Annotated in this window: 22 protein-coding genes, 1 tRNA gene and 2 pseudogenes; 5 read left to right on the forward strand and 20 right to left on the reverse strand. The window is 65.0% G+C overall.

The genetic code is table 11. From position 1 onward, the window contains the following. The 3 genes from AB0H22_RS23875 to AB0H22_RS23885 all read left to right on the forward strand — a co-directional run. Nucleotides 1-1,058, forward strand: a 1,058-nt coding sequence (locus AB0H22_RS23875) for an ammonium transporter (protein ID WP_358149606.1), incomplete at its 5' end; no start/stop codon positions are given. A 5-nt stretch (nucleotides 1,059-1,063) separates the two neighbouring features. Continuing rightward, nucleotides 1,064-1,402 carry a P-II family nitrogen regulator gene (locus tag AB0H22_RS23880; protein WP_180750101.1) on the forward strand — a complete coding sequence of 113 codons (339 nt, stop codon included), beginning with the start codon at nucleotides 1,064-1,066 and terminating at the stop codon, nucleotides 1,400-1,402. Between the two features lie 236 nt (nucleotides 1,403-1,638). Next, nucleotides 1,639-3,309, forward strand: a complete 1,671-nt coding sequence (locus AB0H22_RS23885) for a potassium channel protein (protein ID WP_180750100.1) — start codon at nucleotides 1,639-1,641, stop codon at nucleotides 3,307-3,309. A 146-nt stretch (nucleotides 3,310-3,455) separates the two neighbouring features. Here AB0H22_RS23885 and AB0H22_RS23890 read toward each other — a convergent pair whose 3' ends face one another. Further along, entirely contained in the window at nucleotides 3,456-3,614 is a 159-nt protein-coding gene (locus AB0H22_RS23890; RefSeq protein ID WP_180750099.1) for a hypothetical protein, read from the reverse strand. A gap of 70 nt (nucleotides 3,615-3,684) precedes the next feature. Further along, nucleotides 3,685-3,761 (reverse strand) — tRNA-Pro (locus AB0H22_RS23895). 162 nt (nucleotides 3,762-3,923) lie between these two features. Between AB0H22_RS23895 and AB0H22_RS23900 the strand changes: the two are divergent. Then, nucleotides 3,924-5,289, forward strand: a pseudogene (locus tag AB0H22_RS23900) (DUF222 domain-containing protein). A gap of 78 nt (nucleotides 5,290-5,367) precedes the next feature. On the opposite strand, the gene AB0H22_RS23905 reads toward AB0H22_RS23900, so the two are convergent. The 18 genes from AB0H22_RS23905 to AB0H22_RS23990 all read right to left on the reverse strand — a co-directional run bounded on the left by AB0H22_RS23905 (nucleotide 5,368) and on the right by AB0H22_RS23990 (nucleotide 22,691). Beyond that, nucleotides 5,368-5,934 carry a LysM peptidoglycan-binding domain-containing protein gene (locus AB0H22_RS23905; protein WP_180750097.1) on the reverse strand — a complete coding sequence of 189 codons (567 nt, stop codon included), beginning with the start codon at nucleotides 5,932-5,934 and terminating at the stop codon, nucleotides 5,368-5,370. A 201-nt stretch (nucleotides 5,935-6,135) separates the two neighbouring features. After that, the gene (gene der / locus AB0H22_RS23910) at nucleotides 6,136-7,536 is read right to left on the reverse strand and encodes a ribosome biogenesis GTPase Der (RefSeq protein WP_180750096.1); all 1,401 of its coding nucleotides are present in this window, start codon (nucleotides 7,534-7,536) and stop codon (nucleotides 6,136-6,138) included. Continuing rightward, complete coding sequence (gene cmk / locus AB0H22_RS23915) at nucleotides 7,533-8,204, reverse strand: (d)CMP kinase (RefSeq protein WP_358149692.1); 672 nt, start codon at nucleotides 8,202-8,204, stop codon at nucleotides 7,533-7,535. The genes der and cmk overlap by 4 nt, the downstream gene beginning before the upstream one ends. A gap of 41 nt (nucleotides 8,205-8,245) precedes the next feature. Beyond that, nucleotides 8,246-8,989, reverse strand: a complete 744-nt coding sequence (locus tag AB0H22_RS23920; protein ID WP_180750095.1) for a pseudouridine synthase — start codon at nucleotides 8,987-8,989, stop codon at nucleotides 8,246-8,248. Between the two features lie 3 nt (nucleotides 8,990-8,992). Beyond that, nucleotides 8,993-9,724: an SMC-Scp complex subunit ScpB gene (scpB, locus tag AB0H22_RS23925; protein WP_180750094.1), complete on the reverse strand. Its 732-nt coding sequence runs from the start codon at nucleotides 9,722-9,724 to the stop codon at nucleotides 8,993-8,995. Beyond that, the gene (locus AB0H22_RS23930; RefSeq protein WP_180750093.1) at nucleotides 9,721-10,599 is read right to left on the reverse strand and encodes a segregation/condensation protein A; all 879 of its coding nucleotides are present in this window, start codon (nucleotides 10,597-10,599) and stop codon (nucleotides 9,721-9,723) included. The genes scpB and AB0H22_RS23930 overlap by 4 nt, the downstream gene beginning before the upstream one ends. Next, entirely contained in the window at nucleotides 10,596-11,465 is an 870-nt protein-coding gene (locus tag AB0H22_RS23935; protein WP_180750092.1) for a ParA family protein, read from the reverse strand. The genes AB0H22_RS23930 and AB0H22_RS23935 overlap by 4 nt, the downstream gene beginning before the upstream one ends. 116 nt (nucleotides 11,466-11,581) lie before the next feature. Then, nucleotides 11,582-12,529 carry a site-specific tyrosine recombinase XerD gene (xerD, locus tag AB0H22_RS23940; protein ID WP_180750364.1) on the reverse strand — a complete coding sequence of 316 codons (948 nt, stop codon included), beginning with the start codon at nucleotides 12,527-12,529 and terminating at the stop codon, nucleotides 11,582-11,584. A 38-nt stretch (nucleotides 12,530-12,567) separates the two neighbouring features. Further along, on the reverse strand, nucleotides 12,568-13,212 hold the full coding sequence (locus AB0H22_RS23945; RefSeq protein WP_180750091.1) for an NUDIX hydrolase: 645 nt from the start codon (nucleotides 13,210-13,212) through the stop codon (nucleotides 12,568-12,570). After that, on the reverse strand, nucleotides 13,205-14,899 hold the full coding sequence (locus AB0H22_RS23950) for a CTP synthase (RefSeq protein WP_180750090.1): 1,695 nt from the start codon (nucleotides 14,897-14,899) through the stop codon (nucleotides 13,205-13,207). The genes AB0H22_RS23945 and AB0H22_RS23950 overlap by 8 nt, the downstream gene beginning before the upstream one ends. 133 nt (nucleotides 14,900-15,032) lie before the next feature. Then, on the reverse strand, nucleotides 15,033-15,977 hold the full coding sequence (locus AB0H22_RS23955) for a copper transporter (RefSeq protein ID WP_180750089.1): 945 nt from the start codon (nucleotides 15,975-15,977) through the stop codon (nucleotides 15,033-15,035). A 31-nt stretch (nucleotides 15,978-16,008) separates the two neighbouring features. After that, nucleotides 16,009-17,193, reverse strand: coding sequence for a putative cytokinetic ring protein SteA (gene steA, locus AB0H22_RS23960; protein ID WP_180750088.1), 1,185 nt, complete (start codon nucleotides 17,191-17,193; stop codon nucleotides 16,009-16,011). 105 nt (nucleotides 17,194-17,298) lie between these two features. After that, complete coding sequence (recN, locus tag AB0H22_RS23965; protein ID WP_180750087.1) at nucleotides 17,299-19,062, reverse strand: DNA repair protein RecN; 1,764 nt, start codon at nucleotides 19,060-19,062, stop codon at nucleotides 17,299-17,301. A 2-nt stretch (nucleotides 19,063-19,064) separates the two neighbouring features. Then, complete coding sequence (locus AB0H22_RS23970) at nucleotides 19,065-19,985, reverse strand: NAD kinase (RefSeq protein ID WP_358149614.1); 921 nt, start codon at nucleotides 19,983-19,985, stop codon at nucleotides 19,065-19,067. After that, complete coding sequence (locus AB0H22_RS23975) at nucleotides 19,982-20,788, reverse strand: TlyA family RNA methyltransferase (protein ID WP_358149617.1); 807 nt, start codon at nucleotides 20,786-20,788, stop codon at nucleotides 19,982-19,984. The genes AB0H22_RS23970 and AB0H22_RS23975 overlap by 4 nt, the downstream gene beginning before the upstream one ends. Before the next feature lie 2 nt (nucleotides 20,789-20,790). After that, on the reverse strand, nucleotides 20,791-20,997 hold the full coding sequence (locus tag AB0H22_RS23980) for a hypothetical protein (protein ID WP_358149620.1): 207 nt from the start codon (nucleotides 20,995-20,997) through the stop codon (nucleotides 20,791-20,793). Between the two features lie 49 nt (nucleotides 20,998-21,046). Beyond that, entirely contained in the window at nucleotides 21,047-22,051 is a 1,005-nt protein-coding gene (locus AB0H22_RS23985; RefSeq protein WP_358149622.1) for an HAD-IIA family hydrolase, read from the reverse strand. After that, nucleotides 22,044-22,691, reverse strand: coding sequence for a tetratricopeptide repeat protein (locus tag AB0H22_RS23990; protein ID WP_180750363.1), 648 nt, complete (start codon nucleotides 22,689-22,691; stop codon nucleotides 22,044-22,046). The genes AB0H22_RS23985 and AB0H22_RS23990 overlap by 8 nt, the downstream gene beginning before the upstream one ends. A gap of 422 nt (nucleotides 22,692-23,113) precedes the next feature. On the opposite strand from AB0H22_RS23990, the pseudogene AB0H22_RS23995 reads away from it, so the two are divergent. Continuing rightward, nucleotides 23,114-24,772 (forward strand): annotated as a pseudogene (locus AB0H22_RS23995) (ATP-binding cassette domain-containing protein).

Raw genomic sequence — 24,772 nt, forward strand, 5'->3', positions numbered from 1 at the left:
CGACGGTGTTTGTGGCGTTCCAGTTGATGTTCGCGATCATCACGGTGGCTCTGATCTCGGGTGCGGTGGCGGATCGGTTGAAGTTCGGGTCCTGGTTGTTGTTTTCGGGGTTGTGGGTCACGGTGGTGTATTTCCCGGTCGCGCACTGGGTGTTCGCGTTCGATAAGGCATCGGCTGAACACGGTGGCTGGATCGCCAATAAACTTCTTGCGGTCGACTTCGCCGGTGGTACCGCGGTGCATATCAATGCCGGTACCGCGGGTTTGGTGTTGGCGCTGATTTTGGGTAAGCGCAAGGGTTGGCCGGGTACCCCGATGCGGCCGCATAATCTGCCGTTCGTGATGTTGGGTGCCGGGCTGCTGTGGTTCGGTTGGTATGGGTTTAACGCCGGATCGGCAACCAGCGCTAATGGTTTGGCCGGAGCCACGTTCGTGACGACCACGGTGGCCACGGCGGCGGCGATGCTGGGCTGGCTGCTTACCGAACGTATCCGTGATGGGCATGCGACCTCGTTGGGTGCGGCCTCGGGGATCGTGGCCGGTCTGGTGGCTATCACGCCGTCGTGTTCTTCGGTCAATGTTGTTGGCGCCCTTGCCATCGGCACCATCGCAGGCATCGTGTGTGCGTTGGCGGTGGGTTTGAAGTACAAGCTGGGATTTGATGACTCGCTCGATGTGGTGGGCGTGCATCTGGTCGGTGGCATCATCGGTACGTTGTTGATCGGGTTGTTCCTTGCACCCGGTACCGGGGCGGCGGGCACCACCGGGGTCAAACTTGGCTTGTTCTATGGCGGCGGACTAGAACAGTTGGGCCGTCAAGCCATTGGCGCCGGGGCGGTCCTGCTCTATTCGGCGATAGGCACCGCTATCGTTGCCTTTATCGTGAAGTACACCATTGGCCTGCGCATCAGCGACGAGGGAGAGGCGGCTGGCGCCGACGAATCCCAACACGCTGAAGGCGCATACGATTTCGTCGCGCTCGGCGTCGGATCAGTTATAGGGAATTCCGGAGTCTCCCACTCAGAGGGACGCCCCCTCATCTCCAACAGAGAGGCATGAGGGACATGAAACTCGTCACCGCGATCGTCAAACCATTCACCCTCGAGGACATCAAGACGCAACTCGAACAAACCGGCAATCCCAGCATGACGGTCAGCGAGGTGCAGGGCTACGGCCGGCAAAAGGGCCACACCGAGGTGTACCGCGGCGCCGAGTACCAGGTCGACTTCGTCCCGAAGGTCAAGATCGAGGTCCTTGTCGACGACAGTGCCGTCGACAAGGTGGTGGAGATCATCGTGACCGCCGCACGCACCGGCAAGATCGGCGACGGCAAGGTATGGGTGAGCCCCGTCGAGTCTGTGGTGCGGGTGCGCACCGGCGAACAGGGCGCCGAGGCCCTCTAGTATTTCTTCTAACACCCGATGGACATCCGGGCGGCTGGACAATGGCCGCACAGTAGACAGATGGTGTTTCGGCTCAATTGATTTCGTCTGAATGCAGCTCTTCGCGTTGTTTGGCGTGTACAGCGGGTGTAGCACGGATAGCCGTGCGTTCCGGCTTAGCATCCTCGGCCGCAAGATAATTCCGAATTTGCGGTCCGGAGTGTGAAGCTGCCTTCTACGCGCTAACGTCATCAAGAGTGGAGAGACATACCATCGTCTACGGCAAGGACGCGCTAGCGATCCGGATCGCCGAAGAACTCTGGACCGCCGGTGTTGCCGTCGCCGCTTTAGACAGTGTTGACGGTCTGGGCGCGGTGGGGATAGCGGGTGCCGCCGCGATTGTGTGCGCCGGGTCCGATGATGCGCAAAACCTCGAAATTGCGCTGCTGGCAAGACAACTCAACCCGACAGTGCGCGTTGTTACCCGTATGGTCAACGACGTACTTCGCGAGGCCGTCGCGGTGGACGGCGGGCCGGGTGCGGTGCTCGGTGTCGCCGACCTCGCCGCTCCGTCGGTAGTGGAGGCGTGCCTGCGCCGTACCACCCACACCATCTCAGCGGCCGGCACCGACTTCATCATTTCCGGTACTGATGCACCGCGCGACGGCACGTTACGCGAGTTGTACGGCGACCTCGCTCCGGTCGCCGTTGTGCACGGGCACAGCTCGCCCACACCCGACCAGGTGGTGGCGTGTCCCGGACGAGACTTGCAGGTGCGCCGCGGAGACTGGACAGCCATGATCGGAACCGTCGAGGAGATTGCCGCCCAGGGAATTACGCCAACGTCGGGCACGGCACCTTCCCGGTGGCGGCGCTCGCGAGTGTCACGGTTACTGCTCGGGATACGGGCATTCCGGGAGGATATGAATCCGATCTTTTTCCGCGCGCTGGGGACCGCGATGGCGTTGTTGGCCGGGGCTACAGTGCTGCTGCGGTACACGTATCAGCGGCCTGGGATGAGTTACGTGGACGCGCTGTACTTTTCGACCGAAACCATCGCGACTGTGGGCTATGGGGATTTCAGTTTCGCTAACCAGCCGACCTGGCTGAGGTTATTCAGCATCTTCCTGATGTTCGCTGGGATCGCGACGACGGCGGTGGTCATGGCATTCGTCGTGGACCTGCTGTTATCGCAGCGCATCGCCCAGAACTCGGGACGGCGCAAGGTTCGGAACCTCACCAACCATGTGATCGTGGTTGGCCTCGGGTCATTCGGCATCCGGGTGGCCCAAGATTTGAAGGCCGCCGGGCACGATGTCGCCGTGATCGAACAGTCCGAGAACAACAGGTATCTGGCGACTGTCGCCAATCTGGGGATCCCGGTGATATTCGGCGATGCGAGCCTGCCGCAGACATGGGATGCAGCACAGATCGACGAGGCGCAGGCGGTTGCGGTGCTCACCCACGACGATATGGTCAATATCGAGACGGGCATCGTGTTGCGGAACCGGTTGGGCGCCAGATGGTCCGATGTCCCCGTGGTGCTGCGGATCTTCGACCGCAATCTGGGCACTGCGGTGGCTCAGCGGTTCGGGTTCGGCAACGTCCGCTCGACCGTCGATCTTGCGGCGCCATGGTTTATCGGTGCTGCGATGGGGCTGCACGTGCTGAGCACCTTCTCGGTCGGTCGGCAATCCTTCACCGTTGGTGGGGTCTTCGTGGAGGCGGACAGTGAGCTGGACGGCATGCGGATGGCCGATTTATCCACGCAAACAAGGGTTATCGCGATCAACCGGAGTGGCGGGCCAATTCGGTTGCGCCCCCGTCGAGAAACGCAGCTAGCTGCCGGGGATACCGCCTACATCGTTGGACCGTATCGTGAGCTGCTGGAGACGCTTCGGAAGGGGCGTGCGGCCAGCGCCGCGTGAGGGACCGGTCTCACCGGTGCGTTTCGGGAGAGACCGGCCCGCTTTTGGACCGACACCGCGGTAGGCCGGCCTTCCTGCGACGCCGGACTTGTGTTCGCATCCGAGTTCGGTACTCCAGTCGATCCCCGGAACATCTTGCGGACGATTCAGATCGCGGCGGAGAAGGCAGGCATGACGGGATCGGCGTTCCCACGTTCCGGCACTCTGCTGCGGTCGCTTGGCTCGAGGCCGGTGTCGGTATCAAGGCTGTCGCTGATCTGCTCGGGCGAACGGTCCCCGGCAACATGTCCGTGAGACGTTGCCATCCACGCTCCTCCGGGTAGCAGAAAAGGCGGTCCGGATTTCTCCGAAACCGCCCCTCAACTGCAAGAACTCTGGTCGGGCTGACAGGATTTGAACCTGCGACCACTTGACCCCCAGTCAAGTGCGCTACCAAGCTGCGCCACAGCCCGCCGCCGTTGTTAACGGCAGACGGAAGCCTACCGTAGGTCTAGTCAGATCCCGAACTCGGTTTCGGTGCCGCGACGACGGTTCTTCGAAATCACTTGTGTCACAACAAAATCATCCGCAACATTTGGCGGTTACTTGTCGGAGTGGCGACCTACTATTCGAACATGAGTTCGATAATCGACGTTGACGCAGATCAGGTCCTTGCCGGGCTCGCCTCCGCTGTCGATGCGCTGCAGGCAATCGATGCTCAGACGCTCACGCAATATGACCGCCTCGTCGTTCTTCGCGACGTAGAGACGCTTATGCGACGAATTCCCGCGGCCACACATTCGATCGTCAACGAGCTTGTGGTCGAGCATGTTCCGGGGCGATTCGGTGGCGCCAATCTGGCGGATGTGCTGGCCGACGCCCTGCTGATCACCCGTTCGGACGCGCGCAGGCGCATGCGGGATGCCGCGGAGTTGGCTCCGAGTGCCGCCCTAAGCGGCGAACCGATCGAACCGGTGCTCGCGGCTACCGCCGCGGCGGTAGCGTGCGGGCACTGCCGGGCACGATCACATTGCGGTCATTCGCCAGTTCTGGGACCGGCTCCCCCGTGCCGTCGATATGGAGACCCGGGTGGCCGCTGAGAAGCAGCTTGCCGAGCTCGCGGGAACGCTCCGGCCGGATGAGCTCCGCAAGGCTGCGGACAGGCTCCTGGCGTATCTCGACCCCGACGGCGGCCTCACCGAAGATGCCGACCGCGCCCGACGGCGCGGGTTCCGCATGGGGCGCCAAGGCGCGGACCTCATGACGCCCGGGACATTCGACCTCGACCCGGAGCTGCGCTCCTATCTTGACGCGATCTTCGCAAAGTACGCCGCGCCGGGTGCGGGTAACCCGGACGATGAAACACCCTGTGTGGATGATGATCCCGATGTTGACGCAGCGAAACGCGATACGAGATCCGTCGCGCAACGTCAGCATGATGCCCTCAAGGCGGTCTGCCGGTCCGCATTGTCTTCGGGTGGGCTTGGGCACCATCGCGGGCTGCCGGTGACGGCGGTAGTCACCATGACGCTGCGGGAGCTCGAGGCGGGCGCGGGAGTGGTGGTGACCGGCGGTGGCTCGCTGTTGCCGATACCGGATCTCATTCGGATGGCAAGCCACGCTCACCACTATCTGGCGATCTTCGATGACGACGGCCGTGCGCTCCATCTCGGGCGCACGAAACGGATCGCCACCGAGGATCAGCGAATTGTGTTGACCGCCAAGGACCGTGGCTGCACCTATCCGGGGTGCGACCGGCCCGCGTATCACTGCCAGGTGCACCACATGAACGAGTGGGCGGTCGGCGGCAAGACCGATATCGACGATCTCACGCTTGGCTGCGAAGAGCATCACAAACTGCTAGGGACCGAGGATTGCCACTGGCAGGCCGTTCGTGGCCCAGACGGCCGAACGTGGTGGATCCCGCCGGCACACGTCGATCCGTCCCGCATTCCGCGCGCCAACCGGTTCCACCACCCCGACGGCTATCTGCGGGAGTAGAACGACATCGGCCCCGCCGGGGGTTAACCCGACGGGGCCGATGGGGCCAAGAGGCTTAGAACTGCCAGGCCGGAGTGGTTACTCCGGGACGGTCAGCACCTGACCCGGCTGGATCAGGTCGGGGTTGGAGATCCCGCTTGCATCCGCGATCTTCTGGTACTGGTTGCCGTCGCCGTAGAAACGCTCGGAGATGGCCCACAGAGTGTCACCCGAGACCACGGTGTAGGTGCGGGGCTCCGGGGCGGGAGCCGGCGTCTCAACGGCTGCGGGAGCAACCTCGACAGACTCGGCAGCGGGAGCGGCCGGGGTGTCGGTCTGGGTGCCCGAAGACCAGACGGAGTCCGCGCCTGCGTAGAGAACCAGGTTGCGGTCGTCCTGCAGAACCAGCTTCACGTCGGAGCGACCCTCGGTGTTGCTGCTCCACAGCGCGCCACCACCGTTGTCGTAGACGACGAAGTTGCCGTCGCCCTGTACCTCTGCGTGGCCAGCGGTGTGTCCACTGGTGTCTGAGGCCCAAACGGGGCTACCGCCGTCGTTCAGGACCAGGTTGCCGTCGTCCTGCAGAGTCAGCGAGTACGCGCCGTTGTTCGACGTGAGGCTTTGACCGGCTTCCAGCTTCTGGCCTCCGGTAAGTGTGTCCGCCACTGTGTTGCGCCTTTCGGTAGGTGGTTTTGGTACCGCCGCAGGATGGTAGACGGTTAAACCAGCCTAGGTCGGCAAACCGGAAAAGTGGGCGATTCGGATCGGGTAGATCTCAACGTGAACGCGAATATTCGGTGAACAGAGCCTGAGAGGGCAATGTGCATGAGGTCTTTTGGCTTGTGCCCGTTGCTATCTCATTGACAGTTAGCGTTTGGGTCCGCGCTTCTCGCGCATCCGAATGTTGATCCGGATGGGAGTTCCGTCAAAACCGAAACTTTCGCGCAACCTGCGTTCTAGGAAACGCCGGTATCCCGCTTCGAGGAAACCGGTGGTAAATAGCACGAATGTGGGTGGTCGGGAGGTGGCCTGCGTCGCGAACAACACTCGCGGCTGTTTCCCGCCACGCACCGGGGGTGGCGTCGCGGCAACCACTTCCTTGACCCAGGTATTCAGCTGACCGGTGGAAATCCGTCTATCCCATGATTGCAGCGCAGCCTCTAAGGCTGGCACGAGCTTCTGCACGGCGCGCCCGCTCTTGGCCGAGATATTCACGCGTTGTGCCCATTTCAGCTGTGAAAGCTGAAGGTCTACTTCACGTTCAAGGAGGTCGAGACGGTCTTCGTCAACCAAGTCCCATTTGTTGAACACGAGCACCAATGCACGTCCGGTCTCGATCACCATGGACAGCACCCGTTGGTCCTGCTCGGTGATGGGCTGCGATCCGTCGAGGAGAACGATCGCGACCTCGGCGGCCTCGATGGCTCCATGGGTCCGTAGTGAGGCGTAGTACTCGTGACCGGAGGCTTGCCCCACCTTGCGACGCAGTCCCGCCGTATCGATGAAACGCCAAGTCTTGCCGCCGAGTTCGATCAATGTGTCCACCGGGTCGACGGTGGTCCCCGCGGTCTCGTGCACCACCGCGCGTTGGTCTCCGGAGAGTCGATTGAGTAGAGAGCTCTTGCCCACGTTGGGTTTTCCGACGAGCGCCACGCGGCGGGGGCCGCCCTCGGCGGATCCCCGCGCGGAAACCTTGGGCAGGTCGGCAACGACGCGGTCGAGCAGATCCGCCACGCCGCGACCGTGCATCGCGCTGATCGCCATGGGCTCCCCCAGTCCCAGCGACCACAGTGTGGCGGCGTCGGCCTCGGCGCGGTCGCTGTCAACCTTGTTGGCCGCCAGGAAGACTGGCTTACCGGAGCGGCGCAGCAGCTTGGCCGCGTCTTCGTCGGTGGAGGTTGCACCAACTGTGGCATCTACCACCAGGATGATCAGGTCGGCAGTCAACATCGCGTGGCGCGCCTGTTCGGCGACGAGCTGCTGCAGGCCGGTCGCATCGGCTTCCCACCCGCCAGTGTCCTGCACGGTGAAGCGGTGATCCAGCCACTGGGCGTCATAGGAAACTCGGTCGCGGGTCACCCCGGGGATGTCCTGGACGACGGCTTCGCGCCGCCCGATGATCCGGTTCACCAATGTCGACTTGCCGACATTCGGTCGACCGACCACGGCCACCACCGCGGGCGGTGCCGACGGCTCTTCTGATTCCTCACCGTCTTCGAATTCGGTCAGTTCCCAATCATTTTCGTCAACCCATGTGCCATCGGTCATCGTGATACCCCTGCTCTGCTCTGGACCAGTTCCAGCAGGTGGGCCACCACTTGGTCCTGCGTCATCTCGCTGGTGTCGATTTCTACCGCGTCCTCGGCCGGGCGTAATGGCGACACCGCCCGCGTGGAGTCCAAGTGGTCGCGGCATTGGACGTCGGCCAGGACCCGGTCGTATTCGTCGGCCTTGCCGTCGGAAACGTTCTGCGCATTGCGGCGCCGTGCCCGTGCCTGTGCCGATGCGGTCAGGTAGATCTTCACGTCGGCCTCCGGCAGTACCACGGTGCCGATATCGCGGCCCTCGACAACGACCGCTTCGGGACCTTCGGCCAGCTCGCGCTGCCGCTGTACCAGGCGCTCGCGCACCGCGGGCACCGCTGAGACCGCCGAGACCGAGCCGGTCACCTCCGTGCCGCGGATGGGCACCGAAACATCCTCGTCGGCAAGCAGAGCCGTCTCCACATCGGGATCGGAGCCGACGGACATCGGAACCTGTTCGGTTGCCGCCGCAATGGCCTCAGGGTCGGTGAGGTCGACGCCGGCGCGCAGCACCCAGAGCGTGACGATCCGGTACATCGCACCGGTATCCAGGTATGCGGCACCGAGTTGCCGCGCCAATTCCTTGGCTACCGACGACTTGCCGGTGCCGGACGGGCCGTCAATGGCGACCACAACACGGGTCGGTACGCGATGTTCTTCGCGCGAGTCGCTCGTCACAGTCCCACCGCTTTGTACAGCGAGCCGATCTCGTCACGGCCGAGGGCGCGCAGGCTCCCCGGGCGCTGATCGCCCAGCGTTACTTCGCCAATCTTGGTGCGCACCAATTCCAATACCGGATGGCCGACGGCGTCGAACATGCGTCGCACGATTCGGTTGCGACCCTCGTGGAGAGTCACCTGAAGCATCGTTCTGCCGCCTATTTCCCCGCCGAACTTGAAGTCGTCCACCTTGACGGGCCCGTCGTCCAGGGTCACACCCGCCCGCAGCCGTTTGCCCAGGCCCCGCGGGACGGTTCCCGCCACGGTTGCCACGTAGGTCTTGGGCACCTCGAACGACGGGTGCATGAGCCGATGCGTCAGCTCTCCGTCATTGGTCAACAGGATCAGTCCCACGGTGTCGGCGTCCAGGCGTCCCACGTTGCGGACGCCCTGATTCTTGCGGACGCGCTCCTCGATCAGCTTCCCGATGCACGGGCGCCCCTGCTCGTCGGACATCGTCGACAGCATGCCGAAGGGCTTGTTGAGGGCCAGATACACCAGCTCGGAGTTCATCACCACGCGCACACCGTCGACGCGAACCACGCTGGTTGCCGGGTCGATTCGCCTGCCCTGTTCGGTGACGATCTTGCCGTCCACCTCGACGCGGCCCTCGTAGATCATCCGCTCAGCTACCCGGCGTGACGCAATTCCCGCTTGCGACAACACCTTTTGTAGCCGAATGCCTTCTTCTTCGCTCATTGGTCAGTCCTGATCCACAGTAAAGGCGGGCGCTGCAACAGTGGCAGGCGCGCGGTTCAGCCGCGCGAATCGCGGTTCTTCAGCCAGATTCTGCGACAGGTCGTCGATGACGTCGATATCCGGAAGTAGCGGTGCGATATCGGGAAGGTCCGACAGCGAGGTCAGCCCGAGGCGCTCGAGGAACAGCTCGGTGGTGCGGAACATCACAGCGCCGGAATCGTCGTCCGTACCCGCCTCCGCGATCAGCCCGCGCATCAGCAGAGTCCGCATGACGGCGTCGACGTTGACACCACGCACAGCGCTGACGCGCGACCTCGTCACGGGCTGCCGATAGGCCACCACGGCCAGCGTCTCCAGTGCGGCGCGGGTCAGCTTGGAACGTGCTCCGTCAAGCAGCAGCTTCTCGACGTACGGGGCGTACTGGGCGCGCGTATACATCCGCCAGCCATCGGCACTCTCGCGCAGGTCGATACCGCTGGCGCGGTCGGTCAGAATCTCGGAAACCCGTTGCAGCGCTTCGGTTACGCGATCGAGCGGCTGGGAAACCAGAGAAGCCAGGGTCGGGGCGTTGATGGGTGTATCCACCACGAGCAGCAGCGCTTCGAGGGTGCTGGTCAGTTCGTCATCGGACATCGGGACGAATTCGTCCTCGCGACGCTCTTCACCGGAATCGACGGGGTCGTCGAGCTCGGTGGACTCCCCTGACCCCTCGACCGAGGTCGTCTGCTCGCTCATGTGTAGTCCACTGCCTTTTCCAGATCATCCTGCGCCGGACGCTCACCGGTCCACGAAACTTGGAGCGGTCCAAGCGGTTCAGATTGCTCGAATAGTACCGCCTTGGACCGGTACAACTCGAGCACGCCCAGGAAGCGGGCAACGATCTCGATGGGCGCCGAGCATTCGGCCACCAGCTCGGTGAACGTCATCCACTGTCCTGCACCACGTCCGGAGAGTAATTCGACCATCCGTTTGGCGTGTTCGGGCACCGAGACGCGCTGTACATGCAGGTGTCCCAGCCCCACCGTCGGCACCGGCCGGGGCGTGAACGCGCCCGCCGCGAGCTCAGCGAACTGTGCCCCGTCCAAGCCGAGGTGGACCGGCGGCAGCAGCTCACTGAACCGCTCTTCCAGCGCCACCGCACGCGGATACGACCGCAAGGCAGCGGCCTCCAGTTCGGCGAACATCTCGGCCACATGCTTGAAGGCCCGGTACTGCAGCAAGCGAGCGAACAGCAGGTCGCGGATCTCCAGGAAGGCCAGATCGTCGTTGTCCTCGACCTGGCCGGAGGGCAGCAGGCGGGCGGCCTTGAGGTCCAACAATGTGGCCGCCACCACCAGGAACGCGGTGACCTCATCCAGGCTGTACGTATCGCCCAGCGACTTGGTGTAGGCGATGAACTCGTCTGTCACCCGATGCAACGCCACCTCGGTGACGTCGAGCCGGTGCTGCGAAATCAGTTGCAGCAGAAGGTCGAAAGGACCCTCGAAGTTCGAGAGCCGAATCCGGAAGCCACGAGTATCGGCATCAGGTTCCGGAGCCGCGGAGTCGGCGACGACGGGATCTGTGTGGGTCTCGGCGACGTCTGGCTCCTGGTCCAAACCAATCGTCACGATTCGAACCGGGCGATTACCTCGCGGGCCAACGAGATGTACGCCAGCGCGCCGGAGGACTTGGGCGCCCAGGTGGTGATCGGCTCCCCCGCCACGCTGGTCTCCGGGAAGCGGACGGTGCGGGTGATGACGGTGTGGAAGACCTGATCGCCGAACACCTCGATGACCCGGGCCATCACCTCACGTGCGTGCAGGGTGCGGGCATCGAACATGGTGATGACGATTCCGGACACCGACAGTTTCGGGTTGAGCCGGTCGCGCACCTTGGCGACGGTGTCGGTCAGCAACGCCAGCCCGCGCAGCGAGAAAAATGCGCATTCCATTGGGATGACCACGCCCTCGGCGCAAGCCAACGCATTCACGGTCAACAGACCCAGCGACGGCTGACAGTCGATGAGCACGTAGTCGTAGCGGTCGAGCACCGGATGCAGCGCGCGAGCCAGTGAGTGTTCCCTGCCCACCTCGTTGACCAGCTGAATCTCGGCCGCAGAGAGGTCGATGTTGCTCGGGATCAGGTCCAGTCCCTCGACGCGGGTGCGCATGAGGACCTCGTCCACCGACACCCTGGGCTCCACCAGCAGGTTGTGCACAGTGGTCTCCAGCTCGTGGTGCGCGATTCCCAAACCGGCCGACAGGGCCCCCTGCGGGTCAAGGTCAACAAGCAGGACCCGTCGGCCGTACCCAGCCAACGCGGCACCCAGATTGATAGTCGACGTGGTCTTACCCACCCCGCCCTTCTGGTTGCACATGGCGATGACCTTGGCCAGCCCATGGCTGGTCAGCGGCTTTGGTTCGGGAATGTCTTTGTGAGGACGCCCGGTGAGATCAAGGTCGGTGTCTTCGGCGGGAAGATCCTCGTCCGTCACGTCACCTCCCGATCCACCGTTGATCCTCTTCGCGCAAGCGGCTCATCGGCCAGCATTCGGGCAAGTCTAGTGGGGTTGCGGCGTCTGGTAGCGGCAACCCGCGCATGCGATCGCTACTACCGGGCACGGGGATGCGCACCGGCCCACACTTCGCGCAGCGAACTCACCGTCACCAGGGTGTAGATCTGCGTGGTCGTCACCGAGGCATGGCCAAGTAACTCCTGGACGACGCGGACATCGGCACCGCCCTCGAGAAGGTGCGTTGCAAAGGAATGCCGCAGGGTGTGCGGGGACACCGCCGCGCTGATCTTCGCGCGCTCGGCGGCATCGGCGAGCACCTGCCAGGCACTCTGGCGAGACAACCGCCCGCCCCGAGAGTTCAAGAACAGCGCGGGAACGCCACCTCGTCCTCTTCGTGCCAGGTCGGGACGGCCACGCACCAGATATGCCTGGAGCGCTTCCACCGCGGGCCGCCCGACCGGGACCAGCCGCTGCTTACCGCCCTTGCCCCAGAGCAGGGCCGAGCGGGCGTGGACGTCGACGTCGTCGACATCGAGCCCCACGGCCTCGGAGATGCGGGCACCGGTCGAATACAGGAGCTCCAGCAGTGCGCGGTTGCGGAGATCGAGAGGGCCGTCGGCAGCGCTGCCGGGACCACCGCCGGCGGCGACCAGCAGTGCCTCCACCTGGTCGACGGTCAAGCTCTTGGGCAGCCGTCGGTTAGGAGTGGGCGGTTTCACGGCGCGGGCGACATCCGTCGGCACCAGACCCTCGACGGCTGCGAAGCGGTGCAGTCCGCGGACGGCGATCAGCGCGCGGGCGGCCGAGGATGCGGACAGCTCGGGCACGCCGTTATCGGGGTCACCCCTGCGCAGTGTCACGACGAAATCGCTGACATCGGGTTCGGAGACGTCCGCCAGTCGGCTGATCTTGCGTTCGGCGAGATGCTGTTGATAGCGGCGCAGGTCACGACGGTATGAGCTGAGTGTGTTGGCGGCGACGCCGCGTTCCACGTCCAGGTGATCCAGATAGGACTGGATCTCGCCATCGAGGAGCCCAGCGATGAGCCTCTCGGGCGAAGAGCCAGGGGCCAGAGCCGGAGTCACGTCTTGCTCTTGCGTTGTGTGAATGCTGTCGGTCGGTCTGGCCAAGGGGCGTCGGAGGGGCGAGAGTGGTGGCCCTCGAGTGCGACGTGTGCGGCCAGAATGCCCGCCGCGGCAATGGCATTCACCACATCACCGGTGAGCACCATGGAGACCGCCTCAGGCAGCGGTAGCCAGTGCACCGTCATATCGGCCTCTTCGTCATGGCTTTCACCGCGGCCGGGATGCGATAGTCCCGTCGCCAGGAACACCCTGACCACCTCGTCGGTGAATCCGGGCGAAGCGGCGGCATCCACGAGCACCCGCCAGGTGGTGGCTTCGACTCCGGCCTCCTCCAGCAGCTCCCGTGCGGCCGCCTGCTGGACGTCCTCGCCTGCGATATCCAGTAGCCCCGCGGGCAGCTCCCACAGTCGGTGCCCGAGCGGATGGCGGTACTGATGCACCAGCGCGATACGTCCGTTCTCGTCGATGGCGGCGACAGCCACCGCCCCATAGTGTTCGACGACCTCCCGGATCGCACTGCCGCCGCCGGGCATCGCAACACGGTCACGGCGTAGCGCCAAAATGCCGCCCAGGTAGATGGGCTCGGACTCCAGGGTGACGAACTCGTGGCGTTCGCCCTCCCCGGAAGCCCCGTCACTCACTGTCGGGGTCCAACGGAAGACGTTCGGCTGCCTTGTATTCCATTGCGGCGCGGATGAATGCGACGAACAACGGGTGCGGACGGGTCGGACGGCTCTTGAGTTCCGGGTGAGCCTGGGTGGCCACCGCGAAGGGGTGGATATCTCGCGGATATTCCACGAACTCCACCAGATGTCCGTCGGGCGATGTTCCGGAGAACCGGAGGCCGCTCTCGGAGATCTTGTCGCGGTAGGGGTTGTTCACCTCGTAGCGATGCCGGTGCCGTTCGGACACCTCCGTCGTTCCGTAGGCCTCGGCGACGATTGAGCCGGCCTCCAGGACGGCGGGATAGGCGCCGAGACGCATCGTTCCGCCGAGATCCGCCTCGCCGGCCACCGCCCGCACCTGATCGGCCATGGTGGCGATTACCGGGCTCGGGGTGTCGGGATCGAACTCGGCCGAGTTGGCATCGGCGAGACCCGCCGAGCGCGCCGCCTCGATCACCATGCACTGCAACCCCAGGCACAGGCCCAGCATCGGGAGGCGCCGCTTACGGGCGTACCGGATGGCGCCGAGCTTGCCTTCGATGCCTCGGATGCCGAAACCGCCGGGGATCAGTACCCCGTCGGTGTCCCCGAGCGCGGCCTGCGCACCGGCCTCGGTCTCGCAGTCGTCCGACGGCACCCATTTGATGTCGACCTTGGTGTGGTGCCGGAAGCCTCCGGCCCGCAGCGCCTCGGTGACCGACAGGTAGGCGTCGGGCAGGTCGATGTACTTGCCCACCAGGGCGATGCGCACCGACTCGCTGGGTTCGTGGACTCGTTGCAGCAGATCGCCCCATTCCGTCCAATCGACGTCGCGGAACGGCAGATTGAGCCGGCGCACCACATACGCGTCGAGCTCCTCGCGATGCAGCACCTTGGGGATGTCGTAGATGGACGGAGCGTCCGGTGTGGAGATGACTCCGTCGATATCGACGTCGCACATGAGCGCGATCTTGTTCTTGAGCGGCTCTGGGACATCGCGATCACAGCGCAGGATCAGGGCATCGGGGGTGATACCGATACTGCGCAGCGCGGCGACGGAGTGTTGAGTGGGCTTGGTCTTGAGTTCACCGGACGGGCCTAGGTACGGCACGAGCGAGACGTGCAGGAAAAAGACGTTGTCGCGACCGACGTCATGGCGGATCTGGCGCGCCGCTTCCAGGAAGGGTTGCGATTCGATGTCGCCGACGGTGCCGCCGATCTCGGTGATGACGATGTCAGGCCGTTGTCCCTTTTCGTTGGGTTCGGCCATCGCCAGGATGCGACGCTTGATCTCATCGGTGATATGCGGAATCACCTGGACGGTGTCGCCGAGATACTCGCCACGCCGTTCCTTGGCAATGACCGCCGAATAGACCTGTCCGGTAGTGACATTCGCAAATCCGGAGAGGTTGCGGTCCAGGAAGCGCTCGTAATGCCCGACGTCGAGATCGGTCTCGGCCCCGTCCTCGGTGACGAACACCTCACCGTGCTGGAACGGGTTCATGGTGCCCGGATCCACGTTGAGGTACGGATCGAGTTTCTGCATGGTCACTTGCAAACCGCGCGAGGTGAGGAGTTGCCCCAGGCTGGAGGCGGTCAGACCCTTGCCCAGCGAGGAGGCGACTCCGCCGCTGACAAAGAGATGCTTGGTAGCGGTTTGAGGATGCTTGCGTAGAGCTGGCAAGAAGACTCCCGTGACGACTGCGCAGGGCAATTCTTGATTGCTCGGGGCCCTGCTGACCCACGGAACCTCACCCTAACAAAGACGCCGACAGCCGGCACTGAACACGCCGCGCAGTGTGAGCTTGATCCGTGTTTTACGGCACCGTGATGGCGGTAGCACCGGGGCCCAGTCCGTACCGGCCCGAGTGGCCGTCGGACTGTTCACGCAGCGCGAGGACGGTGGTGACGCGCCCCGACGCCATCTCGATATCGTCGACCGTGCTGGCCGCCGAGGCCATGGATCCGTCGGCCCGGGTGACCGCGATCGACGCGATACCGCTGGCTGATCCGCTGCGTCCGGCCAGCACGGTGCCGGAGCCGCGCCGGTCCAGTGCGGCAGCGAAGCGCGCGACGGTCGAGCCCTTGTTCCCGGCGTCGTCGGGCAGTGCTCCCCCGGTCACGACCACCGCGAGATTCCCCGCCGACACCTGCCCATCGGTGTAGGTGATGAATCCGCTTTGACGCAGCGCCGACAGCGCGGTGTCCCGCTGCATATCGGTTACCGGCGGTGCCGGCTCTTCTGGGCGGTTCGGTGCGATCTGCAGCACGATGCCCACCAGGTCACCCGCCTGCGATCCCTGGTCGACGGCATCGGTGCGCAGCTGCGTTCCGGCGGGCAGGATCGATGAATTCACGATGGTGCGCAGCCGTTCGCCCTGGTTGGCGTCGGTGAACTGATCCGTCAATCCGATCCGGCCCGATACAGCCCCGCCTGCCGTGGAGATCAGTTGTGCGATCCCCTCCACGTCCGAGCGGTCGGCCTCGGGGGTGGTGATCAGGACCACCTTGCGATCGTTCAGGGCGCCGGAGAGCATGCGAGGTGCCATGGTGGCATCGAAATTGCTTGCCGCGTTGAGTTTCTCATTGAGCGCGTTCTTGTCTTGATTCAGATCCTCGATCTGCCGCTGCTGGCTGCGTTTGTCCTCACGCAGGCCCGAGAGCAGGGTGTCGTTGAGCAGGCCGGAGCCGAGTACAACGCCTATCGCGAGGGCGAGGAACACCGCGGCTAGGGATATTGCGTGCTGGCGCAGGGTAATCACGTGTGGTCCCTTATGGAATGTGGCGGGCTCGTCAGCTGACTAGGTTCTGCGCCCAGACCGTGAGCCGGTTCCAGTAGGCGAGTAGCCATTCGGCCGCGCTGTCGCCTGCGCTGGTTACCCACAGCATGGTGATCACGGCCACCAGCACCGCGAGGATCAGCAATGCGATCGCACCGCCCGAGAATCGGTTGCGGTACAGCGTCGCAACAGCTTTGGAGTCGACGAGCTTGGCGCCGACCTTGAGTCGGGTCAGGAAGGTCGATGGATTGGACAGCTGGCGTTCGCGATCGAAGAACTCCTCGATGGATGCGGTATGCCCGACGGTGACGATCAGCGATGCCCCGTGATGATCGGCCAGCAGCAATGCCAGGTCGGCGGCCGAACCTGCCGCAGGGAAGGTCACAGCCCCAACTCCGAGGTCCTGGATGCGTTCGAGCCCGGCCGCATGTCCGTCGGCGTCGGCCGGAAGGACGACCTGCGCACCGGATTTCAGAACATCGGTGCTCATCAGCAGCGGATCGCCGACGACAATGAGCGGCCGATACCCGGACTTGCGCAGGATATCGGCACCGCCACCGACACCGATGAGAACCGGTTGGTACTCCTTGATGAACGGTTTGAGATTCTTCAGGTCCTGGGCAGTGCCCACGCCATCGGACACGACAACGACGTGCCGGTTGCGCAGGTCGATGTCGACGTCGGGGATGCCGATGCCGTCGATAAGCAACGGGCTTTCACTACGGATGAATTCGATGGTGTTACCGGAGAACGCTTCCAGATGTGCCACGAGACCGGTCTTGGCCTCAGTCATCAGATCGTGGACGTCCGCGTCGGTGCGCGGAGTCCCCGCGATGAGTCGGCGGTCACCGCTGTAGATGCCGCCGTTGTGTACCCGAACCGTGGAGCCGTCCTTGACTTTTTTGAAGACCTCCGGACCGATGCTGTCGATCAGGGTGATGCCGTTGGCGACCAGCACCTCGGGTCCGAGATTCGGGTAGCGCCCGGAGATCGATGGCGAGGCATTCACCACGGCGCTGACGCGAGCGTCGACCAGAGCATCCGCCGTGACGCGGTCCAGATCGAGAATGTCGATGACGGCGATATCACCCGGGTTCAGGCGTTGTAGCAGCCGGTTGATGTCCTTGTCGGTGCGCACTGTTCCGACGATGCCGGGTCGAGAGCTGCTGCTTCGCGTGAGCATCGTGGTCAAGTTCATACAGGTCATGATGGCCCGAGGGCCTGCTGAGGCTGTGGAGGCGCGCCGTAACACCTGTCACATTAGTCACTCCCGTCACCCCCGCTTTTCCCCGGAGCGACGGGTTCAGGCGCGCTCGGAACGGGCGGCGTCGAGTAGCTCGCGAGCGTGCGCCCGGCCCGTGTCGGAGTCCCCCAGACCGGCCAACATCCGAGCCAGCTCGGCAACCCGGTCCTCGTCATCAAGGCGTCGGACACCGCTGCCCTTGCTGTTCACCCGATCAACAGTGAGGTGGATATCCGCGAAGGCGGCCACCTGCGGCAGGTGGGTCACCACGATGACCTGGTGGGTGTGCGCCAATTTGGCGAGCCGTCGCCCGATCTGTACCGCCGCGCGGCCACCCACACCGGCATCGACCTCGTCGAACACCATGGTGGTTCCGGCGGTCGAGGCGGCGAGCACCACCTCGAGCGCCAGCATCACGCGCGAGAGCTCACCGCCGGAGGCGCTCTTGGCCAACGGCAGCATCGGGTTATCGCGATGCGCGGCAAAACCGAACTCGACGGCGTCGGTACCCGATGACCCCGCGTGCACGGCCTGTCCAGGCGACAGTTGCAGCGGCGCCGAATCATCCGCCCTGGCCGGAATCGGCTCGACGGCGATGGTGAATGCGGCCCGGTCCATCGCCAGGCCGGCGAGCTCGCCGGTGACGGCCTTGCCCAGCGCCTTGGCGGCCTTCGTGCGCGCCTTGGTCAGACCCGTTGCGGCGGCCGCCAGCTCACCGGCAAGTCGATCCACGCGTTGTGAGAGGGCGGCTAGAGTTTCCTCGGAGGTGTCGACCTCGGCCAGCCTGCTGCGCGCCTCCTGCGCCCACGCCATCACCCCGTTCAAATCGGCGGCGTACTTACGGGTCAGCGTGCGAAGCTGTCCCTGGCGTGCCAGCTTTCCCTCGAGCGTGCTTGCATCGCTGGGCAATTCATCGGTGAAGGCGGTGAGCTCACGGGAGACGTCACTGACCACGGCCAGCGCCTCGGCCAGTTGAGGTGCCAGGGTCCGCAGGGCCGCTTCATCGGTTCCCTCCAGCAGTGCCTTGGCCTTCGCAATGCGATCGATCGCCGAATCGGATCCACCATCAGCGTCGTCGGCGCCGGCGAGAGCGCTACGAGCCGAGGCTGCGGCATCGCGCAGCGCATCGAGCTCGGAGAGGCGATGGATATCGGCGGTGAGCTGGTCGTCCTCCCCCAGTTTGGGGTCGACGGCGTCGATCTCGTTGAGCGCGAACCCGAGTCGATCGGCTTCCTGAGCCAGCTCGCGGGCCCGGTGGGTGCGGTCGATGAGATCACGCCGCGCGGTGAGCCACTCCTCGCGCCGCTTGCGATATGTGGTGAGCAGCGCCTCGATGCCGGCTGGACCTTCCGAGGCGAACCTGTCCAGCGCGGCAAGCTGCTGGTCCGGGCGCATCAGCCGCAGCTGGTCGTTCTGGCCGTGCACCGTGAGCAGTCCCGCGGTGAAGCCGGCCAGCGATTTGGCGGGCACGCTGCGCCCGCCGAGGTACGCCCGCGAGCGGCCGTCGGTGGTGACGGATCGGGTGGCGATCACGCTGCCGTCATCGTCGCGTTGCGCCCCTGAGGAGTCCAGGATGTCGGTGACCTCCGCGGGTTCGGCGCCAAGCGGGTCGACGGTGAGAAATCGACCCTCGACGACGGCGCGGTCGGCGCCCACGCGCACCCGGTTGGCGTCGGCGCGAGCACCACCGAGCAGATGGAGACCGGTGACCACCATCGTCTTGCCGGCACCTGTCTCGCCGGTCAGCACGGTCAGTCCGCTGTCGAATTCCGCGGTAGCAGAGGGTATGGCGCCAAGGGACTCGATGCGAATCTCGGTAAGCACGGCTACCGTCCCCGCCAACCCTTGACGGGCAACTGGAACTTGCGCACCACTCGGTCGGCGAACGGGTTGCTGTCCAGACGTGCCCACAGCACCGGCTGATGGCCGCGCACCACCTCGACCCGTCCACCCGGCGGTACCCGGATCTCGCGGCGGCCGTCACAGAACAGCAGCGCGTGATGTCCGTCGGCCTCGATCTCGACGGCCACGGTGGCAGCGGGGCTGGTCACCATCGGCCGAGCGAACAGGGCGTGAGCGTTGTTGGGCACCACCAGGATCGCATCCAGATCGGGCCACACGACCGGTCCGCCGGCCGAGAATGCGTAGGCGGTAGAACCCGTGGGTGTCGAGATGAGCACGCCATCGCATCCGAAGGCCGATACGGGACGGGCATCAACTTCCAACACCACTCCGAGCACGCCCAGTCGGGGGCCCTTTTCGATACTCACCTCGTTGAGCGCCCAGCCGCGCTCGACTATCTCACCACCGATGCGGACCTGGACGTCCAGTGTCATGCGTGTCTCGACGCGGTAGGTGCCCTCCACCACGTGAGTGAGTACGGCGTCGATCGCCTCGGCCTCGACCTCGGCGAGAAATCCGATACGGCCCAGGTTGACGCCGAGTACGGGTGCGGTAGCGCTGCGCGCCAGATCGGCCGCGCGCAGGAAGGTGCCATCCCCGCCCAGTACCAACACCAGCTCGCAGCCGGTGGCGGCATCCTGATCCGCATCGACAACCTCGACATCCACACCGAGGGAACGGAACTCGGTGGGGTCCAGGTGCACGGGGCCGCTATCGATGGCCTCTGCGGTTAGCACCCGGAGCGCGATACCGTTCTCCCCCAGTGTTTTCGCCACGCGTCGGGCGGTTTCGGTTACCTCATCGCGTCCGGTGTGTGCGACAAGCAGAATCTTGCGTTCGGTCACTGGGGTCCCTTTGTGACGGCTTCGGTGACGGCGGCCTCGAGGTCCAGGCCTGAATCTGTGTTCCGCAGCCACAGGAAGTACTCGACGTTTCCGGATGGCCCGGGTAGCGGACTGGCGGTTACACCCGCGGTATGCCAACCGTGTGCCTGGGCGCGACGGGCGACGGACACGACGGTATCGGCGCGTAGCTGCGGATCGCGCACCACACCTCCCGCGCCGACGAGCTCCTTGCCCACCTCGAACTGAGGCTTCACCATCGGCACGATATCGGCATCCGTTGTGGCACAGGCAATCAACGCGTCAAGCACCAGCGCGAGTGAAATGAAGGACAGGTCGGCGACGATCAGTTGGACAGCTCCGCCGATCAGTTCCGGCGTCAAGGTGCGCACATTGGTGCGATCGAGAACCGTGACTCGGTCGTCGGACTGAAGTGACCAGGCCAGCTGTCCGTACCCGACATCGGCAGCGACCACTTCGCGGGCGCCTGAGCGCAGCAGCACCTCGGTGAAACCACCCGTCGAGGCGCCCGCATCCAAACACCGTCTGCCGTCGACGGAAAGTCCCTGTGGACCAAAGGCATCAAGCGCGCCGAGGAGTTTGTGGGCACCGCGCGATACCCATCGCTCGTCGGATTCCCCTTGCACCACAAGAGAAGCCGTCGCCGACACCGCGGTGGCGGCTTTCGCGGCGGGGATACCGTCGATACGGACCAGCCCCGCGTCGATGAGTTCGGCCGCCTGTTGGCGAGAGCGAGCGAGCCCACGGCGCACCAACTCGGCGTCCACCCTGGCGTGCCGGGCCATGGCTATCCGTTCTCCGCGGATTCCAGTGCTCGGACCAGAACGTCATGTGCCTGCTCCAGAACCTGTGCCTGGGTCTCCAGATCGAGCTCGCTCTGGCCCTCTGGTCCGGCCGGCGGGTCGAGCTGACCCAGCAGGGCCTGCACCTGCGACCTGACCGCATCAGGGTCGGGGCCGGAGGTGTGGCGGGCGACATCGTTCGGAGTGGTCATCGCGGTCAAGGCTAGTTGATGGGCCCCGAGCCGCAGGGCCGGCGACACACTATCCGGCGGAAAGCTGCTGCAAGATCTGTTCGGCCAGGTCGTCCGTGGCCACGACGGGCCGGATCGCTGGGGCGGGACCGGTAGCCCAGACCGCGGCCGCCAACGCCTGTGCCAGCGATAGCACCGATCCCGTGCTGTCGAGTGATGCGACCGAAACCTGGTCTGCATCCACCGTGATCTGCCAGGAATCCTTGGGTTCGATGCGCACATCGGTCTCTGGGAGGTGCAGGGAGCTCAGATCCGTCCCCAAGAAGGTGGGTCGATGCGCGGTATCGGCCCAGATCGCGTCGATGGCGTCGTTCACGCCGGTGAGCACCATGAGACTGGGCAGGCCCGCGGCATTGGCTCCGGCGATATCGGTATCGAGGCGGTCGCCGACAACTAGCGGGCGCGCGAAATTGCCGCGTGCCAACGCATCCTCCATCAGCGCGCGTCCGGGCTTGCCTGCCACAACCGGATCGGCATCGGTGGCAGTGCGCAGTGCGGCGACCATCGACCCGTTTCCGGGTAGTAGACCGCGCTCGGTGGGCAGGGTTGCGTCGATATTGGCTGCCACCCAGTAGGCACCCGACCGAATGGCGAGTGCGGCCTCGGCGAGGATGGTCCAGCAGGTATCGGGTGAATGCCCCTGCACGACGGCGCGCGGCGCCTTATCGAAGGTGCGCACGGGCGTAAGGCCGACCGCCGATACCTCGGCGGCCAGTGCCTCGGTGCCTACGACCAGGACGGTGTCATCGCGCCGGAGTGCCTCCGCGAGCAGTCTCGCTGCACTCTGAGCGCTCGTCACAACGTCACCGGCGATCGCCGTGAAACCCAATGAGATGAGGTGTTCGGCCACCTCAGGTGCGGACCGGCTGGCGTTGTTGGTGACATACAGCTGCCGCGCGTCGCCGGCAGCCGCCAATGCTGCGATGGCATTCGGGGTGGGTTCGGAGCCCCGGAATACGGTGCCGTCGAGGTCTAGGAGCAGGCAGTCGTACGAGTTGGCGAGTGTGTCAGGCAAGCTCGGCGGCCCGATCCTCGGCGTCGGTGTGACCCTCGACATCGGCATCGGCGGCGTGTAGGAACCATTGCACCGCTTCCGGTTTGCGATCCAGGGCCAGGAGAATATCGGCGTACGCGTAGAACAGCCGCGCTGCGATCTCGCCGACACGCGTCGGATCGGGTGCGGGAGTGGAGAGCACCGCCAGCGCCTGCTCGAGCTGTCCCAGATCGGCGCGCGCTCCGGCGGCGACTATGCGCAGTTCGTCGGCGGCATCACCGGTGAGTGCCTTGGCCTCATCGCTGCGGGCGAGTTCGATGGCGCGTTCCGGCCGACCCACTCCGCGTTCGCAGTCGGCAACCAATGCCAGCAGTGGCGACCTGCTGCCCATTCGACGGGCCGCACGCAGCTCAGACAGCGCCTGCGCCCAGTCTCCGCAGTGATATGCGGCGATGCCGACCGCTTCGCGGACGCCCGCGATGCGAGCGGCGCGGGTCTTGGCGGCCTTCGCGTGATCCAACGCGGCCTGCGGATCCTCGTCGAGCAGGTTGCCCGCGGTGACCAGGTGCCTGGCCACCGTGTCCGCGGTGTTCTTATCGAGTGTCCGCAGCTCAGCTCGCACGTCCGGAGCGAGCTGCTTGGCCACTACCTCATCGGGGATATGCGGGCCGAAGTTTTGTGAGGGCTGTATCTGCCCCCTCGGGGAGCGGTCGTCGGTGCGACGGGGCCTGCTGGGACGGTCGCCGGCGCGATCTTCCGACCGGCGCGGCTGTGCGGGGCTGCCGCCACGCTCGTCGCCGGCGCCGGGACGGCCGCGCTCATCGGGCCGATGCGGCCGGGCTGGGCCGCCACCGCGGTCGTCGCGCCGGGCGCCAGAATCGCGCGCAGGCCGACTCGGCCCCTGCCTCTTGGGCCCCTGCTGCCTGGGACCTCGCTGGCTGGCGTCTTGCCCCACGGGCGCCTCCTTCTATCGATGAGCCGCATGCGTGAAGACCATCGGTTACAGCGCGAGTATGCCGGTACGGGGGCCAACCTCGGAAATTCGGTGGCACTCAACACGGCGGGTTGCGCAGACTTAGCCGTATGAGCCATGTGCAGCTCGATGCCATCGGCTACCACCTCCCGGACGGCAGAGCGCTACTTCACGATGTGAGCCTGCGGGTCGGCGAGGGCAGCAAAACCGCGCTGATCGGCCCTAACGGGACCGGTAAGACGACGTTGTTACGGATCATCGCGGGCGATATCGACCCACACGACGGGGCCGTCACCCGCGGCGGTCAGCTTGGCGTGATGCGGCAGTTCATCGGTTCCGTTCGAGACGATTCGACGGTCCGCGATCTGCTGCTATCGGTCGCACCCGATCGAATCAGGCTGGCTGCCGACCGCCTGGACCGAGCCGAGCTGGCGCTGATGGAGCGCGATAGCGAGCAGGATCAGCTGAAGTACGCACAGGCGCTGGCCGACTGGGCCGATGTCGGCGGCTATGAGTTCGAGACCGAGTGCGATGTGCACACCATGGCCGCGCTGGGAATTCCGTTTGACCTGGCCAGGTTTCGCGGTGTCAACACGCTCTCGGGTGGCCAGCAGAAACGTCTGGTTCTCGAATCGCTGCTGCGCGGGCCGCATGAGGTGCTGCTGCTGGACGAGCCCGACAACTATCTCGATGTGCCGGCGAAACGCTAGCTTGAGGAGCGACTCGCGGAGTCGCCCAAGACGGTGTTGTTCGTCAGCCATGATCGGGAGCTGATCAACCGGGCGGCCGGCCAGGTCGCCACCTTGGAGCCCACGCGGTCCGGGTCGACCCTGTGGGTGCACCCGGGTTCGTTCGCGACGTATCACCAGGCCCGGGCGGACCGGAACGCCAGACTCGCCGAATTGCGCCGTCGCTGGGACGAACAGCGGGCGGCACTGCGCGATCTGGTGTTGATGTACCGGCAGAAAGCTGCCTACAACTCCGATATGGCCAGCCGGCTGCAGGCCGCCGATACTCGGCTACGCCGATTCGACGAGGCGGGGCCGCCCGAAGCGGTGCCGCTGCGGCAGAACGTTCGCATGCGCCTTGCCGGCGGTCGCACCGCCAAGCGTGCCGTGATCGCGGAGAGTCTTGAATTGACCGGTCTCACAAGGCCGTTCGATGCCGAAGTGTGGTACGGAGATCGAGTGGCGGTGCTGGGCGGCAACGGCACCGGCAAGTCACATTTCCTGCGCCTGCTGGCCTGTGGCGGCACTGACCCGGAACCGGATCAGCTGCCGGTGGGCGACATGATTCCCGAACCCGTGCGGCACGACGGTCAACTACGGCTGGGGGCGCGGGTCCGTCCCGGCTGGTTTGCGCAGACGCACCATCACGAGGGGCTGATGGATCGGACGCTGCTGGGCATCCTGCATCACGGGGATGAGCGGCGCGCGGGGCATGGGCGAGAGCAGGCATCGCGGATCCTGGACCGCTACGGGCTGGCGCGGTCGGCCGAGCAGACCTTCGGCTCGCTGTCCGGCGGCCAGCAGGGCCGCTTTCAGATCCTGCTCTTGGAGTTGATGGGGTCCACCCTGCTGTTACTCGACGAGCCGACCGACAATCTGGACCTGCATTCGGCTGAGGCGCTGGAGGATGCGTTGGCGGCCTTCGACGGCACTGTCGTCGCGGTCACCCACGATCGGTGGTTCGCCCGGGCATTCACCCGTTTCCTCATTTTCGGTGAGGATGGCAAGGTGAAGGAATCCGTTGAGCCCCAATGGAACTAA

It is taken from the genome of Mycobacterium sp. NPDC050853, assembly GCF_040653875.1.
Classification (GTDB): Bacteria; Actinomycetota; Actinomycetes; order Mycobacteriales; family Mycobacteriaceae; genus Mycobacterium.

Bases quoted from the DNA above. Each gene is read 5' to 3' on its own strand.
- AB0H22_RS23880 (WP_180750101.1), top strand. From the start codon at position 1,064: ATGAAACTCGTCACCGCGATCGTCAAACCATTCACCCTCGAGGACATC.
- AB0H22_RS23890 (WP_180750099.1), bottom strand. From the start codon at position 3,614: ATGGCAACGTCTCACGGACATGTTGCCGGGGACCGTTCGCCCGAGCAG.
- der (WP_180750096.1), bottom strand. From the start codon at position 7,536: ATGACCGATGGCACATGGGTTGACGAAAATGATTGGGAACTGACCGAA.
- AB0H22_RS23920 (WP_180750095.1), bottom strand. From the start codon at position 8,989: ATGAGCGAAGAAGAAGGCATTCGGCTACAAAAGGTGTTGTCGCAAGCG.
- scpB (WP_180750094.1), bottom strand. From the start codon at position 9,724: ATGAGCGAGCAGACGACCTCGGTCGAGGGGTCAGGGGAGTCCACCGAG.
- steA (WP_180750088.1), bottom strand. From the start codon at position 17,193: ATGAACTTGACCACGATGCTCACGCGAAGCAGCAGCTCTCGACCCGGC.
- AB0H22_RS23975 (WP_358149617.1), bottom strand. From the start codon at position 20,788: ATGGCCCGGCACGCCAGGGTGGACGCCGAGTTGGTGCGCCGTGGGCTC.
- AB0H22_RS23980 (WP_358149620.1), bottom strand. From the start codon at position 20,997: ATGACCACTCCGAACGATGTCGCCCGCCACACCTCCGGCCCCGACCCT.